The organism is Pseudomonas sp. WOUb67 (assembly GCF_050058005.1).
In the GTDB taxonomy this organism is placed as follows: Bacteria; Pseudomonadota; Gammaproteobacteria; order Pseudomonadales; family Pseudomonadaceae; genus Aquipseudomonas; species Aquipseudomonas putida_R.
In genome coordinates this window covers 5,066,702-5,082,323 of the sequence record NZ_CP170112.1, presented here as the reverse complement: position 1 = coordinate 5,082,323, position 15,622 = coordinate 5,066,702, and the positions used below count along the sequence as shown (strand labels likewise).

Sequence of the window (15,622 nt, the reverse complement as noted above, 5' to 3'; positions counted from 1 at the left end):
CACGTAACAAAATAGTTCTAGATTTATTTCCAGAACCACTAATATAGTTATATATCGTCGCTGCCTGCTGCCGCGGACTCATCGCTGAACCGAGGGAAACCTATGAAGCTTCAACAACTGCGCTACATCTGGGAAGTGGCGCACCATGACCTCAACGTCTCCGCGACGGCGCAGAGCCTGTATACCTCCCAGCCAGGTATCAGCAAGCAGATCCGCCTGCTCGAAGACGAACTGGGTGTTGAAGTCTTTGCTCGCAGCGGCAAGCACCTGACCCGTGTCACCCCGGCCGGTGAGCGCATCATCAATACCGCCGGCGAAATCCTGCGCAAGGTCGAAAGCATCAAGCAGATTGCCCAGGAGTTCTCCAACGAGAAGAAGGGCACGCTGTCCATTGCCACCACCCACACCCAGGCGCGCTATGCCTTGCCGCCGGTGATCAGCAGCTTTATCAAGCAGTACCCGGAAGTGTCCCTGCACATGCACCAGGGTTCGCCCATGCAGATTGCCGAGATGGCTGCGGACGGTACGGTCGACTTCGCCATCGCCACCGAGGCGCTGGAGCTGTTCGGCGACCTGATCATGATGCCGTGCTACAAGTGGAACCGTTGCGTGGTGGTGCCGCAAGGTCACCCGCTGGCCAAGCTGCCGAAACTGACCCTGGAAGCGGTTGCCGAATACCCGATCGTTACCTATGTGTTCGGCTTCACCGGGCGCTCGAAACTGGACGAAGCCTTCAACCACCGTGGCCTCACGCCAAAAGTGGTGTTCACCGCGGCAGACGCCGACGTGATCAAGACCTATGTGCGCCTGGGGCTGGGCGTGGGTATCGTCGCGGGTATGGCTGTGGACGCCAAACTCGACAATGACCTGGTGGCCCTGGATGCCAGCGAGCTGTTCGAAGCCAGCATCACCAAGATCGGCTTCCGCCGTGGCACCTTCCTGCGTGGCTTCATGTGCGACTTCATCGAGAAGTTCGCCCCGCACCTGACTCGCGAAGTGATGGCCAAGGCCATCCAGTGCCATAACAAGCAAGAGCTTGAAGAGCTGTTCGCAGGCGTTGAACTGCCGGTGCACTGATCCGCAATTGTAGGGGGCCGCTTTGCGGCCCTGTGGGAGCGGGTTCACCCGCGAAGAAGGCTTCGCGGTTGTATGGCACCGGCTTCGCCGGTGTTCGCGGGTAAACCCGCTCCTACAGAACCCTTCGGCTATCTCAAGCCTTGCTGATCAGGTTGCCTGCGTGCAACCCGCATTCCTTCTGCGTCGACTCTTCCCACCACCAGCGCCCTTCACGCTCATGCTGGTTCGGCAGTACCGGCCGGGTGCATGGCTCGCAGCCGATGCTGATGAAACCGCGCTCATGCAGGCTGTTGTAGGGCAGCTCAAGCATGCGGATGTAACCCCACACCTCTTCACTGCTCATCTGCGCCAGCGGGTTGAACTTGTACAGGGTGCGCTCGGGCGTCGAGAAGGCGCTGTCGACTTCCAGTGCCGCCACCTGGCTGCGGGTGCCCGGGCTCTGGTCGCGGCGCTGGCCGGTGGCCCAGGCGCTCACGGTGGCCAGCTTGCGGCGCAGCGGCTCGATCTTGCGAATACCGCAGCACTCGCCGTGGCCGTCCTTGTAGAAGCTGAACAGGCCCTTTTCCTTGACGAACGGGTCGAGTTTGGCGCGGTCGGGGCTGAGGAGTTCAATCGGCAGGTTGTACTGCTCGCGCACCTGGTCGATGAACCGGTAGGTCTCCGGGTGCAGGCGGCCGGTGTCGAGGCTGAACACCTTGACCTGCTTGTTCAGCTTCCAGGCCATGTCGACCAGCACCACGTCCTCGGCGCCGCTGAAGGAGATCCACAGGTCATCACCAAAATGCTCGAAGGCGAGCTTGAGAATGTCCTGCGGGGACTTGTTGGCGTAGGTCGCGGCCAGGGCGGCGACGTCGAAGGGTTGGCTCATCAGGCGGTTTCCATCTTGGCTGTGGCGCTGTGCGCTCGTAGTAAGGTGATGGTAACAAAAAAACGCGGGCTAGACGGACTCACAAGGCCTGCAAGGTCTGCATCAGCACCCGCACTTTGGCGATCGACTCTTCATATTCGGCCTGCCATTCGGAGTCGGCCACCACCGCACCGCCGCCCCAGCAACTGACCTGGCCGTCCTTGACCAGCAGGCTGCGAATGGCAATCGAGCTGTCCATCTCGCCGCGCACATCCACGTACAGCAGCGAGCCGCAGTACAGCGCCCTGCGTGCCGGCTCCAGCTCGTCGATGATCTGCATGGCGCGAATCTTCGGCGCCCCGGTGATCGAGCCGCCGGGGAAGCTGTCGCCGATCAGGTGAAGGGCATCCTTGTCGGTGGCCAGCTGGCCGGTGATGCTGCTGACCAGGTGGTGGACGTTGGGGTAGCTCTCCAGGCTGAACAGCTCCGGTACCTTCACCGAACCGATCTTGCAGGTGCGTCCCAGGTCGTTGCGCAGCAGGTCGACGATCATCAGGTTTTCCGAGCGGTCCTTGGGGCTGTGCAGCAGCTCCTCGGCATTGCGCTTGTCTTCAATCGGGTCGCTGGCGCGCGGGCGAGTGCCCTTGATTGGCCGGGTTTCCACCTGGCCCTGGCTGACGCGAATGAAGCGCTCGGGCGAGAAGCTGAGCAAGGCGCTGCCATCGGCCAGTTGCTGGTAGCCGGAAAACGGCGTCGGGCAAGCTTGGCGCAGGGCCTGGTAGGCACGCCAGGGGTCGCCCTGGCAGGGCGCGCGGAAGCGTTGGGTAAGGTTGATCTGGTAGCAGTCGCCGGCCTGGATGTAGCGCTGTACCTGGTCGAAGGCGGCCCGGTACTGTTCGGGCTGCAGGTCGCCGGCCATCGGCGCGAGCAGCTGGAAGTCGCCGCTTGCAGTGCTGCTGGCGCCTTCGAAAAGTGTGATCAGGCGTTCGCGTTCACTGCCTGCCAGGCTTGGGTGGAACACCAGTTGGCTGGTGCCGTGCAGGTGGTCGCTGACCAGTGCCCAGGCATACAAACCCAGTTGCGCGTCGGGCAGGCCGAGGTCATCCACGGCCAGGCTTGGCAGGTGTTCCAGGCGGCGGCCGAAGTCGTAGCTCAGGTAGCCGATCAGGCCGCCGGCGAAGGGCAGCTCGCTGCCTTCGGGCAGTTGCGCAGGGCCCAGCTGGGCCAGGCCGGCACGCAGGCGCTGGAGGAAGGTGTGGCCTTCTTCATCGGGGTGCGCTTGCAGCTGTTGCAGCGGCCAGGCGCTGAGCAGGTCGAAGCGGCCGCGTTCGGCGCCGGGGCGGGCGCTGTCGAGCAGGATCGCGCCGGGGGCCTGGCGCAGGCGGGCGAAATAGGCGGCAGGGTCGGGCTGGTAGGGCAGGGGGTAAAGCGTACAGGTCGGCATCAGTGTGGACGGCGATGTAAAAGCGAGGAGGGCGATTGTAGACCTGTGTAGGAAAAGCGCCTAGCACTGGGCGCGACATTCAACAGTGTGTTTGGCCCATTCGCAGCACAAGGCTGCTCCTACAGGTGAAACGCAGCCCTGGAAACCTGCGCAGTACCTGTAGGAGCAGCCTTGTGCTGCGAATGGGCTGCAAGGCAGCCCCGGCAAATCAGCGGTTAGGCACGTGCCCGAACAAGCCCTGAGCTACCCGAACCCGCTGTTCGGCATCTTCGGTAATGCCATCCTTGGCCAGCGCTTCGATGTGCGCCTCGATGGCGTGGGTGCGCTGGGTCAGGCCGCAGTCGTTGGCAATCTGGATGTTCAGGCCCGGGCGGGCGTTGAGCTCCAGAATCAGCGGGCCTTTTTCCTGGTCCAGCACCATGTCCACACCGATGTAACCCAGCCCGCACAGTTCATAGCAACCGGCGGCCAGCTTCATGAAGCCGTCCCAGTTCGGCAGCTGCACGCCGTCCACCGCATTGGTGGTGTCCGGGTGCTTGCTGATGATGTTGTTCAGCCAGGTGCCGCGCAGGGTCACGCCGGTGGCCAGGTCGACGCCCACGCCGATGGCGCCCTGGTGCAGGTTGGCCTTGCCGCCGGACTGGCGGGTCGGCAGGCGCAGCATGGCCATTACCGGGTAGCCCATCAGCACGATGATGCGGATGTCTGGCACGCCTTCGTAGCTGATGCTCTTGAAGATCTGGTCGGGGGTAACCCGGTACTCGATCAGCGCACGGTCGCGGTGGCCGCCCAGCGAGTACAGGCCGGTGAGGATGCTCGAAATCTGGTGCTCGATTTCCTCGTGGCTGATGATCTTTCCCGACACCGTGCGGTAGCGGTCCTCGAAGCGGTCGGCGATGACCAGGATGCCGTCACCGCCGGCGCCTTGCGCCGGCTTGATGACGAAATCGCTGCGCCCGCCAATGATCTGGTCGAGCTTATCGATTTCTTTCTCGGTTTCGATGATGCCGTACATTTCCGGCACATGGATGCCGGCCGCCAGGGCGCGCTCCTTGGTGATGATCTTGTCGTCGACGATCGGGTACAGGCTGCGCTTGTTGTACTTCAACACGTAGTCCGCGTTGCGCCGGTTGATACCCATGATGCCCCGGGCCTCCAGGGCTTTCCACGTCTTGATCAGGCCGAACATCAGGCGTCAGCCTTCTTCAGGAATGCCTTGAAGCGCACCAGCTCGGTCAGGCGGTAGCCGCGGTAGCGGCCCATCGCCAGCATGAAGCCCACCAGGATCAGCAGTACGGCCGGGAAGGTGAACACGAAGTACACCAGCTCCGGCACCATCATCAGCAGGTGTGCAACAGAGGCGGCAAACAGGGTGCCGATGGCCACTTTCATGGCATGGCCGCCGCCACGCTCTTCCCAGGTGATCGACAGGCGCTCGATGGTCATGGTCAGGATCACCATCGGGAACAGTGCCACCGACAGCCCGCGCTCAAGGCCCAGCTTGTGGCTGAACAGGCTGATGGCGGCGATCAGCACCACGACGAAGGTCAGTACCACCGACAGGCGTGGCAGCATTTGCAGCTTGAGGTGTTCCAGGTAGGAGCGTAACGACAGGCCAAGGGCGGTAATCACCGTGAACAACACGATGCCGAAGCCCAGCTGGGTCTCGCGGAAGGCCAGGGCGATCAGCACCGGGGTGAACGTGCCCAGGGTCTGCAGGCCGACCAGGTTGCGCAGCACCAGAATCACCAGTACGCCGATCGGGATCATTACCATGATCATGAAGGTTTGCTGGGTCTGCAGCGGCAGGCTGTACAGCGAGTACTCGAGGAAGTCGGCGTCGGTGTTCTCGTCGGTCAGCTTGGCCAGGCGGATGGCGTTCATCTCGCTGTTGTTCATGCTGAAGGTGACGTTGGCCTTCTTGCCGCCATCGACGGTGATCAGGTTGTCGTCACCGGTCCACCACAGCAGGCGGTCGCTGGGCAGGCCTTGCTCGCCGGTGTCCGGGTTGAAGTACAGCCAGTCGTTACCGTTGAAGCTGCGCAGCCACAGTTCCGGGGTTTGCGGGGTGTCGGCCACCAGGCGGATGGTGTGCACCTTTTCCATCGGCACGTGGGCGATCGACAGCAGCAGGTCGATGATCTGGGCTTTCTTCATCGGCGAGGTGTCGCCGGCCAGCAGCAGCTTGACGTTGTCGTCGTTGAGGTTGTTGACCCGCTTGATGGTCTCGCTGACGAAGGTTTCGACGTCGGCAGAGTGCTGGCGAATCGGCGCCATCAGGGCTTCGGCGGCGATCTTCTCGGGGCCTTCGATAGCCAGGCTGTCACGGAAGGTCGGGCCTTTGACCGTGGTCTTTTCGTTGCTGTAGCGTTTGGTCAGCACCAGGCGGTAGTAGAGGGTCTGGTTGCCGCTGGCGCGGCGGGCCGACCAGGTGACCTTGCGGTTGCCGTCGGCACGGTTGACGCTCACCCCGTAGTTGTTGGAGATGAAGCTCTCGTTGAGGCTGACGTAGTCGCGGTTCAGCGGTGGCACGAACATCTGCACCTTGACCGGGTCCTTGGTGCTGGCCACGAACTCGACCTTGGCGTCGATGTTCCACAGGTCGTCGGTTTCATCCTCGGTCACCGGGATGCCGAGGAAGAAGATCTGGTAAGCCGTGACCGCCACACCCAGTAGCACCAGTACGGTGATCAGGACTTTCAGATGGAGGGTAAGAGAGCGCATCGGAATTACTCTGCTTTGTGAGCGTCGGTGGCACAGGCAGGTTTGCCGGCCGCATATTTAAGGCTTGGGTCGACCAGCGCGTCGAAGTGCTTGAGTGCCTCGGAGCCGATCAGCAGCGGGAACTGGAAGGCGCTGCGGTCGGTGAGGTTGACTTCGATGGTGCGCATGGCCTGGCCCATGCAGATTTCAAGTTCGATGACCGGGCGTGCCGTGTAGGCCTTGCCCGATTCGGCATCATAGTCGCCGGCCCGGCGCTTGATCTTGCTGACGCGTGCCAGCGGGCGCTCGATCGGGTGCGAGTGGGCAGCATCGATGGCCAGGTAGAAGCGCACCCAGCTTTCGCCGTTGCGCTTGAACCGCTTGATATCGCGGGCGCTGAGCGAGGCGGTTTTGGCGCCGGTGTCGAGCTTGGCGGCCACTTCCAGGTCCAGGTCGCCCAGCCGTGCATATTCGTTGAGACCATAGACGGTCTTGCCCGCAGCCTGACCAAGGGCCGGCAGCAGGGTGAGGCATAGCAGCAATAAAACGGGTGTAAGTCTCATAATCCTGGCGCGGTGCAGTGCAAGGTTCTAGGCAAGGTTCTGGTCAAGGCGACTGGCAACTACTGCGCAAGCTTCCTCTTTATATCTGTCAACAAGCATGAATGTATGACAGACAGGCTATCCATACCCCATCGGAGGCGCGGCATTCTATCACGCCGACGTCTTGACGCCAGCGGTGCGCGATCTGACAGCGCCGGGCCGGGGTTAGTTCGTTATTAGACGATTGTCGACAATATTCATTTTGTCTTTGACTGGCGCGCTTGATTTCGTTAATTTCTGGCGAAGAGATTTTCAAGGTGTCGACAATATGCAGGACCTTTCCATCCCCAGCCCGGTGCTGACAGACGAAACGGAAACCTTGTCTGAAAACGTCTTCAGGCGCATTCAGGCGGCCATCGTCAAGGGCGAAATTGCCCCCGGCAGCAAGATTTCCGAGCCGGAGCTGGCGCGCACCTACGGCATCAGCCGCGGGCCGTTGCGCGAGGCCATCCACCGCCTGGAAGGCCAGCGCCTGCTGGTGCGCGTACCGCATGTGGGTGCGCGCGTGGTGTCGCTGAACCACGCCGAACTGATCGAACTGTACGAAATTCGCGAGTCGCTGGAAGGCATGGCCTGCCGCCTGGCAGCCGAACGCATGAGCCAGGGCGACATCGACGAGCTGCGCCGGGTGCTCGATACCCATGAGCGCGATGCCGCGTTCCAGGCCGGTGTGGGTTACTACCAGCAGGAAGGCGACTACGACTTCCATTACCGGATCATCCAGGGCAGCGGCAACCAGACCCTGGTCAAGATGCTGTGCGGCGAACTGTACCAACTGGTGCGCATGTACCGCATCCAGTTCTCTGCCACGCCCAATCGGCCACGCCAGGCCTTTGCCGAACACCACCGCATCCTAGATGCCATCGCCGACCGTGACGGCGAGCTGGCCGAACTCCTGATGCGCCGCCACATCGGCGCGTCCAAGCGCAACATCGAGCGTCACTATCTGGACGCCCACAACAACAGCCCACGAGGTGAGAAATGACTGTGAAGAGCACCCCCGGTCAGCGTTTCCGCGACGCCGTTGCTGCCGAACATCCCCTGCAGGTGGTTGGCGCCATCAACGCCAACCATGCCCTGCTGGCCAAACGCGCCGGCTTCAAGGCCATCTACCTGTCCGGTGGCGGCGTGGCCGCAGGCTCGCTGGGCTTGCCGGACCTGGGCATCACCGGCCTGGACGACGTGCTCACCGATGTGCGCCGCATTACCGACGTGTGCGACGTGCCGCTGCTGGTGGATGTCGACACCGGCTTCGGTGCGTCGGCCTTCAACGTCGCCCGCACCGTGCGCTCGATGAGCAAGTTCGGCGCTGCTGCCATCCATATCGAGGACCAGGTTGGCGCCAAACGCTGTGGCCACCGCCCGAACAAGGAAATCGTCAGCCAGCAGGAAATGGTCGACCGTATCAAGGCCGCCGTCGATGCCCGTAGCGACGACAGCTTCGTGATCATGGCGCGCACCGACGCCTTGGCCGTCGAAGGCCTGAACGCTGCCCTGGATCGCGCCGAGGCGTGCATCGAGGCTGGCGCCGACATGATCTTCCCGGAAGCCATCACCGAACTGCAGATGTACAAGACGTTCGCTGATCGGGTGAAGGCACCGATCCTGGCCAACATCACCGAATTCGGCGCCACGCCGTTGTACACCACCGAAGAGCTGGCCTCGGTCGACGTGTCGCTGGTGCTGTACCCGCTGTCGGCGTTCCGTGCCATGAACAAGGCCGCCGAGAACGTGTACACCGCGCTGCGCCGCGACGGCACGCAGAAAAACGTGATCGACACCATGCAGACCCGCATGGAGCTCTACGATGCCATTGGTTACCACGCCTTCGAGCAGAGCCTCGACGCGCTGTTTGCCCAGAAGAAAGGGTAAGTGATGCTGCCTGTGCCGGCCTCTTCGCGGGTAAACCCGCTCCCACAGGTACAGCACAGCTTTTGAAACGTGTGTTTTACCTGTGGGAGCGGGTTTACCCGCGAAGAGGCCGGCACGGATGAACCGAATTAGCCAGCAAGATATCCATAACAAATTCAAGAAAGGAGAAACACCATGGCCGAAGCGAAAGTACTCAGTGGCGCAGGCCTGCGTGGCCAGGTGGCCGGCCAGACCGCACTGTCCACCGTGGGCCAGGCCGGTGCCGGGCTGACCTACCGGGGTTACGACGTGCGTGACCTGGCAGCAGGTGCCGAATTCGAAGAAGTCGCTTACCTGCTGCTGTACGGCGAGCTGCCAACCCAGGCCGAACTGGTGGACTACAAGCGCAAGCTCAAGGGCCTGCGTGACCTGCCACAAGCGTTGAAGGAAGTGCTGGAGCGCATCCCGCGTGACGCCCACCCGATGGACGTGATGCGCACCGGGTGCTCGGTACTGGGCACCCTGGAGCCAGAGCTCACCTTCGAAGCCCAGCACGACAAGACCGACCGCCTGCTGGCGCTGTTCCCGGCGGTGATGTGCTACTGGTACCGCTTCACCCACCATGGCGTGCGCATTGACTGCACCAGTGACGAAGACACCCTGGGCGGCCACTTCCTGCACCTGCTGCACGGCAAGAAGCCAAGCGAGCTGCACGTCAAAGTGATGAATGTGTCGCTGATCCTGTATGCCGAGCACGAGTTCAACGCCTCGACTTTCACTGCTCGCGTCTGCGCCTCGACCCTGTCCGACCTGTACTCCTGCGTCACCGCCGCCATCGGCTCGCTGCGCGGCCCGCTGCACGGCGGTGCCAACGAGGCGGCGATGGAGCTGATCGAGCGCTTCCAGAGCCCGCAGGAAGCCACTGCCGAGCTGCTGCGCATGCTGGAGCGCAAGGACAAGATCATGGGCTTTGGCCATGCCATCTACAAAGAGTCCGACCCGCGCAACGAGGTGATCAAGGGCTGGTCGAAGCAACTGGCCGACGAAGTGGGCGACAAGGTGCTGTACCCGGTGTCCGAAGCCATCGACAAGACCATGTGGGAGCAGAAGCGCCTGTTCCCCAACGCCGACTTCTACCATGCCTCGGCGTACCACTTCATGGGCATCCCGACCAAGCTGTTCACCCCGATCTTCGTCTGCTCGCGCCTGACCGGCTGGGCGGCGCATGTCTTCGAACAGCGTGCCAACAACCGCATCATCCGTCCGAGCGCCGAGTATGTCGGCGTCGAGCAGCGTCAGTTCGTGCCGATCGAGCAGCGCTGAATAGAAATGAGAGAGGCAACCCGTTTCCCCTGTGGGAGCGGGCTTGCCCGCGAATGCGCCCGACCGGGCAACCGCAGCCGCACCTGCTGACGCATTCGCGGGCAAGCCCGCTCCCACAAGGGGGCGGTGGAGCTTTCCGAATCCTTGACCGAGCCTGAATGATGAATACTGCATACCGCAAAAACCTGCCAGGCACCGACCTGGACTACTTCGATGCCCGTGCGGCGGTCGAGGCGATCAAGCCCGGCGCCTACGACGGCCTGCCTTACACGTCCCGCGTGCTCGCCGAAAACCTGGTGCGCCGCTGCGACCCGGCCACCCTCGACGCCTCGCTGGGCCAACTGATCGAACGCCAGCGCGACCTCGACTTCCCGTGGTTCCCGGCCCGCGTGGTGTGCCACGACATCCTCGGCCAGACCGCGCTGGTCGACCTCGCCGGCCTGCGTGATGCCATCGCCGACAAAGGTGGCGACCCGGCCGCCGTCAACCCGGTAGTGCCGGTGCAGCTGATCGTCGACCACTCGCTGGCAGTGGAGTGCGGTGGCTTCGACCCACAGGCCTTCGAAAAGAACCGCGCCATTGAAGACCGCCGCAACGAAGACCGCTTCCACTTCATCAACTGGACCAAGAAGGCGTTCAAGAACGTCGACGTGATCCAGCCGGGCAACGGCATCATGCACCAGATCAACCTGGAGAAGATGTCGCCTGTCATCCACAGTGACCGCGGCGTGGCCTACCCGGACACCTGCGTCGGCACCGACAGCCACACCCCGCATGTCGACGCCCTGGGCGTGATCGCCATCGGCGTGGGCGGCCTGGAAGCCGAAAACGTGATGCTCGGCCGCGCTTCGTGGATGCGCCTGCCGGAAATCGTCGGCGTCGAGCTGACCGGCAAACTGGCACCCAACATCACCGCCACCGACCTAGTGCTGGCCCTGACCGAGTTCCTGCGTAAACAGAAAGTCGTCGGCGCCTACCTGGAATTCCACGGCGAGGGCGCCCGCGCGCTGACCCTGGGTGACCGTGCCACCATTTCCAACATGGCCCCGGAATACGGCGCCACCGCCGCGATGTTCGCCATCGACCAGCAGACCATCGACTACCTGCGCCTGACCGGCCGTGAAGAGCAGCAGGTCAAGCTGGTGGAAACCTACGCCAAGGCGACCGGCCTGTGGGCCGACAGCCTGGACGGCGCCGTCTACGAGCGCACCCTGAGCTTCGACCTGTCGAGCGTGGTGCGCAACATGGCCGGCCCGTCCAACCCGCACGCCCGCGTTGCCACCAGTGACCTGGCCGCCAAAGGCATCGCCGGCAGCTGGGAAGAAGTGCCGGGGCAGATGCCCGACGGCGCGGTGATCATCGCCGCCATCACCAGCTGCACCAACACCAGCAACCCACGCAACGTGATTGCCGCAGGCCTCATCGCGCGCAATGCCAACAAGCTGGGCCTGGCCCGCAAGCCGTGGGTCAAGTCGTCGCTGGCGCCGGGTTCCAAGGCTGTGAAGCTGTATCTGGAAGAAGCCGGCCTGGAGAAAGAGCTCGAACAACTCGGCTTTGGCATCGTCGCCTTCGCCTGCACCACCTGCAACGGGATGTCCGGCGCACTGGACCCGGCGATCCAGCAAGAAATCATCGACCGTGACCTGTACGCCACCGCCGTGCTGTCGGGCAACCGCAACTTCGACGGGCGTATCCACCCGTATGCCAAGCAGGCCTTCCTGGCCTCGCCGCCGCTGGTGGTGGCCTATGCCATTGCCGGTACCATCCGCTTCGACATCGAGAAGGATGTGCTGGGCGTGGTCGATGGCAAGGAAATCCGCCTCAAGGACATCTGGCCGAGCGATGAAGAGATCGACGCCGTGGTGCGTGCTGCGGTCAAGCCGGAACAGTTCCGCAAGGTGTACATCCCGATGTTCGCCATCGAGGAGGACCGTGGGCCGAAGGTGGCGCCGCTGTACGACTGGCGCCCTATGAGCACTTACATCCGCCGCCCGCCGTATTGGGAAGGTGCGCTGGCCGGTGAACGTACCCTGCGCGGCATGCGCCCGCTGGCGGTGCTGCCGGACAATATCACCACCGATCACCTGTCGCCGTCCAACGCCATCATGCTCGACAGCGCCGCCGGTGAGTACCTGGCGAAAATGGGCTTGCCGGAAGAGGACTTCAACTCCTACGCCACCCACCGCGGCGACCACCTGACCGCCCAGCGTGCCACGTTCGCCAACCCCAAACTGTTCAACGAAATGGTGCGCAAGGAAGACGGCAGCGTGAAGCAGGGCTCGCTGGCGCGTATCGAGCCGGAAGGCAAGGTCACCCGCATGTGGGAGGCGATCGAGACCTACATGCAGCGCAAGCAGCCGCTGATCATTGTTGCCGGCGCTGACTACGGCCAGGGGTCGTCCCGTGACTGGGCGGCCAAGGGCGTGCGCCTGGCGGGCGTCGAGGCGATTGTCGCCGAAGGCTTCGAGCGCATCCACCGCACCAACCTGGTGGGCATGGGCGTGTTGCCGCTGGAGTTCAAGCCAGGCACCGACCGCAAGACCCTGGGCCTGGACGGCAGCGAGACCTATGACGTACTGGGCGCGCGTACGCCACGGGCGACCCTGACGTTGGTGGTTACCCGCAGCAATGGCGAGCGCCTGGAAGTGCCGGTGACCTGCCGCCTGGACACCGCCGAGGAAGTGTCGATCTACGAGGCGGGCGGGGTGCTGCAGCGCTTCGCCCAGGACTTCCTCGAAGCGACCGTGTAATTGCAAGGGGCCGCTTTGCGGCCCATCGCGACACAAGGCCGCTCCTACAACGGGCGGCGCAGTACCTGTGGGAGCGGCCTTGTGTCGCGAAAGGGCTGCCAAGCAGCCCCAGGGTATTTCACCGGACTATCAGGATGCCCAAGACAATGGCACATGTACCCCAGATCAAAATCCCCGCCACCTACATCCGTGGCGGCACCAGCAAAGGCGTGTTCTTCCGCCTGCAAGACCTGCCCGAGCAGGCGCAGGTCCCCGGCCCGGCCCGCGATGCACTGCTGCTGCGGGTAATCGGCAGCCCCGACCCCTACGGCAAGCAGATCGACGGCATGGGCGGTGCGACGTCCAGCACCAGCAAGACCGTGATCCTGTCGCCAAGCATCAAGCCCGAACACGATGTCGACTACCTGTTCGGCCAGGTCAGTATCGACAAGGCCTTCGTCGACTGGAGCGGCAACTGCGGCAACCTGTCGGCTGCGGTCGGTTCGTTCGCCATCAGCAGTGGCCTGGTCGACCCGGCGCGCATTCCGCGCAACGGCATCGCCACGGTGCGCATCTGGCAGGCCAACATCGGCAAGACCATCGTCGCCCACGTGCCGATCACCGAAGGTGAAGTGCAGGAAACCGGCGATTTCGAACTAGACGGGGTGACCTTCCCGGCGGCCGAGGTGCAGCTGGAGTTCCTTGACCCGGCAGCCGATGAAGACGGCGGCGGCGGTGCCATGTTCCCTACCGGCAAGCTGGTCGATGACCTGGAAGTGCCGGGCGTGGGCACCTTCAAGGCAACCTTGATCAATGCCGGTATCCCGACCATTTTTGTCAATGCTGCCGACATCGGCTACACCGGCACCGAACTGCAGGACGCCATCAACGGCGACCCGCAGGCGCTGCTGCGTTTCGAGGCCATTCGTGCTTATGGCGCCGTGCGCATGGGCTTGATTGACAATGTCGACCAGGCTGCCGGGCGTCAGCACACACCAAAAGTGGCGTTCGTTGCGCCACCGAGCACCTACACTGCGTCCAGTGGCAAGGCAGTGCAGGCAGGCGATATCGACCTGCTGGTACGGGCCCTGTCGATGGGCAAGCTGCACCATGCCATGATGGGTACCGCGGCGGTGGCGATCGGCACCGCAGCGGCCATCCCGGGCACGCTGGTCAACCTCGCCGCTGGCGGGGGCGAGCGCAGCGCTGTGCGTTTTGGCCACCCTTCGGGCACCTTGCGGGTCGGGGCCGAGGCCCGCCGGGTGGAGGGTGAATGGACAGTGACCAAGGCAATCATGAGTCGCAGTGCTCGCGTGCTGATGGAGGGCTGGGTTCGCGTGCCTGGCGATAGCTTCTAAAGCACCACTGGCGCTCGGCTTCAAGAGTGGCCGCTTTGCGGCCCTTCGCGGGCTTGCCCGCTCCCACAGGTAATCACAGGGTTTGAATGCTGTGATATCCCTGTGGGAGCGGGCAAGCCCGCGAAGGGCTGCACAGCAGCCCCCTTTCACAGGAGCTGGATATGAGCGCCAATGTAGACCTCAATGACCGCCCGGACTACGACCGGGTGCTGCAAACCCTGGCCGACTACGCCCTCGGCTATCGGGTCGATTCCGCCGAAGCCCTGGCCACCGCACGCAACTGCCTGATGGACACCCTCGGCTGCGGCCTGCTGGCCCTGCGCTTTCCTGAATGCACCAAACTGCTCGGCCCTCAGGTGGAAGGTACGCTGGTCCCCAATGGTGCCCGCGTCCCCGGCACCGCCTACCGCCTCGACCCGGTCAAGGCCGCCTGGGACATCGGCTGCACGGTGCGCTGGCTGGACTACAACGACACCTGGCTGGCCGCTGAATGGGCCCATCCTTCGGACAACCTTGGCGGCATCCTGGCTGTTGCCGATCACCTGTCGCAGAAGCACGTCGCTGCAGGTGAGGCGCCGCTGCTGATGCGTGAGGTGCTTGAAGCCATGGTCATGGCTCACGAGATCCAGGGTGTGCTGGCACTGGAAAATTCGTTCAATCGCGTCGGCCTCGACCACGTGATTCTGGTGAAGGTAGCCTCGACCGCTGTGTGTGCCAGGCTGATGGGGGCCAATCGCGAGCAGATGCTTTCGGCCTTGTCCCACGCCTTTGTCGACGGCCAGGCCCTGCGTACCTACCGCCACGCGCCCAACGCCGGCTCCCGCAAGTCCTGGGCAGCTGGCGATGCTTCCAGCCGGGGCGTGCGCCTGGCCGATATCGCCCTGCGCGGCGAGATGGGCGTGCCGGGCGTGCTCACGGCGCCGCAGTGGGGGTTCTACGACGTGTCGTTCAGTCATACCAACAAGGACCTGGCGCTCAAGCCTGCCGGGCAGTACGAGCTGCGTCTGCCTCAGGCCTTGGGCAGCTATGTGATGGAAAACGTGTTGTTCAAGGTCAGTTTCCCTGCCGAGTTTCATGCCCAGACCGCCTGTGAGGCGGCAGTGACCCTGCATCCGCTGGTACGCAACCGCCTGCATGAAATCGACCGCATCGTCATCACCACCCAGGAATCGGCGATCCGCATCATTTCCAAGAGCGGCCCGCTGGCCAATGCGGCCGACCGTGACCACTGCCTACAGTACATGGTGGCGGTACCGTTGATATTCGGCCATTTGGTGGCGGAGCACTATGAAGATGCTTTCCATGCGAACCACCCGAGCATCGACCGCCTGCGCGAGAAGATGGAGGTGGTGGAGGATCTGCGCTTCAGCCGCGAGTACCTGGAGCCGGACAAGCGCTCGATCGCCAACGCGCTGCAGGTGTTCTTCAAGGATGGCAGCAGCACTGACCAAGTGGTGGTGGAATACCCGATCGGGCACCGGCGGCGGCGAGGGGAGGGCATACCGTTGCTGGAGGCCAAGTTCAGGGCGAACCTGGCGACGCGTTTTGCCCGGCAGCGGTGTGCGGAGATTGTGGGTGTGTGCAAGGACCAGCAGCGGCTGGAGGGGATGGCGGTGCACAGGTTTGTGGATATGTTTGTGATCTGAGGTTGCCTGTACTGGCCCTATCGCCGGCAAGCCAGCTCCCAC

Annotated in this window: 12 protein-coding genes; 7 read left to right on the top strand and 5 right to left on the bottom strand. The window is 63.4% G+C overall.

Going from position 1 to position 15,622, the window contains the following annotated elements; genetic code table 11:
• The first annotated feature begins 102 nt into the window (after positions 1 to 102).
• Positions 103 to 1,077 carry an HTH-type transcriptional regulator CysB gene (cysB, locus tag ABOC32_RS22530; protein WP_016485905.1) on the top strand — a complete coding sequence of 325 codons (975 nt, stop codon included), beginning with the start codon at positions 103 to 105 and terminating at the stop codon, positions 1,075 to 1,077.
• A gap of 133 nt (positions 1,078 to 1,210) precedes the next feature.
• Here the strand turns inward: cysB and ABOC32_RS22525 are convergent, their stop codons facing one another.
• The 5 genes from ABOC32_RS22525 to ABOC32_RS22505 all read right to left on the bottom strand — a co-directional run bounded on the left by ABOC32_RS22525 (position 1,211) and on the right by ABOC32_RS22505 (position 6,634).
• Entirely contained in the window at positions 1,211 to 1,945 is a 735-nt protein-coding gene (locus tag ABOC32_RS22525; protein WP_426808938.1) for a phosphoadenylyl-sulfate reductase, read from the bottom strand.
• Between the two features lie 79 nt (positions 1,946 to 2,024).
• Entirely contained in the window at positions 2,025 to 3,368 is a 1,344-nt protein-coding gene (gene pabB / locus ABOC32_RS22520; protein WP_426808937.1) for an aminodeoxychorismate synthase component I, read from the bottom strand.
• 208 nt (positions 3,369 to 3,576) lie between these two features.
• Positions 3,577 to 4,557 carry an alpha-L-glutamate ligase-like protein gene (locus tag ABOC32_RS22515; protein WP_016500536.1) on the bottom strand — a complete coding sequence of 327 codons (981 nt, stop codon included), beginning with the start codon at positions 4,555 to 4,557 and terminating at the stop codon, positions 3,577 to 3,579.
• Positions 4,557 to 6,092 carry an inactive transglutaminase family protein gene (locus ABOC32_RS22510; RefSeq protein ID WP_426808936.1) on the bottom strand — a complete coding sequence of 512 codons (1,536 nt, stop codon included), beginning with the start codon at positions 6,090 to 6,092 and terminating at the stop codon, positions 4,557 to 4,559. Before ABOC32_RS22510 ends, ABOC32_RS22515 begins: the two co-directional genes overlap by 1 nt.
• A gap of 5 nt (positions 6,093 to 6,097) precedes the next feature.
• Positions 6,098 to 6,634 (bottom strand): ATP-dependent zinc protease family protein, encoded by a 537-nt coding sequence (locus ABOC32_RS22505; RefSeq protein WP_016500534.1) that lies wholly within the window; start codon positions 6,632 to 6,634, stop codon positions 6,098 to 6,100.
• Positions 6,635 to 6,941: 307 nt separating this feature from the next.
• On the opposite strand from ABOC32_RS22505, the gene ABOC32_RS22500 reads away from it, so the two are divergent.
• The 6 genes from ABOC32_RS22500 to prpD all read left to right on the top strand — a co-directional run bounded on the left by ABOC32_RS22500 (position 6,942) and on the right by prpD (position 15,580).
• Entirely contained in the window at positions 6,942 to 7,658 is a 717-nt protein-coding gene (locus ABOC32_RS22500) for a GntR family transcriptional regulator (protein ID WP_426808935.1), read from the top strand.
• Positions 7,655 to 8,545 carry a methylisocitrate lyase gene (prpB, locus tag ABOC32_RS22495; protein ID WP_016485912.1) on the top strand — a complete coding sequence of 297 codons (891 nt, stop codon included), beginning with the start codon at positions 7,655 to 7,657 and terminating at the stop codon, positions 8,543 to 8,545. Before ABOC32_RS22500 ends, prpB begins: the two co-directional genes overlap by 4 nt.
• A 174-nt stretch (positions 8,546 to 8,719) precedes the next feature.
• The gene (prpC, locus tag ABOC32_RS22490; RefSeq protein ID WP_368976371.1) at positions 8,720 to 9,847 is read left to right on the top strand and encodes a bifunctional 2-methylcitrate synthase/citrate synthase; all 1,128 of its coding nucleotides are present in this window, start codon (positions 8,720 to 8,722) and stop codon (positions 9,845 to 9,847) included.
• Between the two features lie 161 nt (positions 9,848 to 10,008).
• A complete protein-coding gene (gene acnD / locus ABOC32_RS22485) occupies positions 10,009 to 12,597 on the top strand; it encodes a Fe/S-dependent 2-methylisocitrate dehydratase AcnD (RefSeq protein ID WP_426811647.1) in 2,589 nt (862 codons plus the stop codon).
• 146 nt (positions 12,598 to 12,743) lie between these two features.
• Positions 12,744 to 13,934, top strand: coding sequence for a 2-methylaconitate cis-trans isomerase PrpF (prpF, locus tag ABOC32_RS22480; protein ID WP_426808934.1), 1,191 nt, complete (start codon positions 12,744 to 12,746; stop codon positions 13,932 to 13,934).
• 161 nt (positions 13,935 to 14,095) lie between these two features.
• The gene (gene prpD, locus ABOC32_RS22475; protein ID WP_426808933.1) at positions 14,096 to 15,580 is read left to right on the top strand and encodes a 2-methylcitrate dehydratase; all 1,485 of its coding nucleotides are present in this window, start codon (positions 14,096 to 14,098) and stop codon (positions 15,578 to 15,580) included.
• The last annotated feature ends 42 nt before the right edge of the window (positions 15,581 to 15,622 follow it).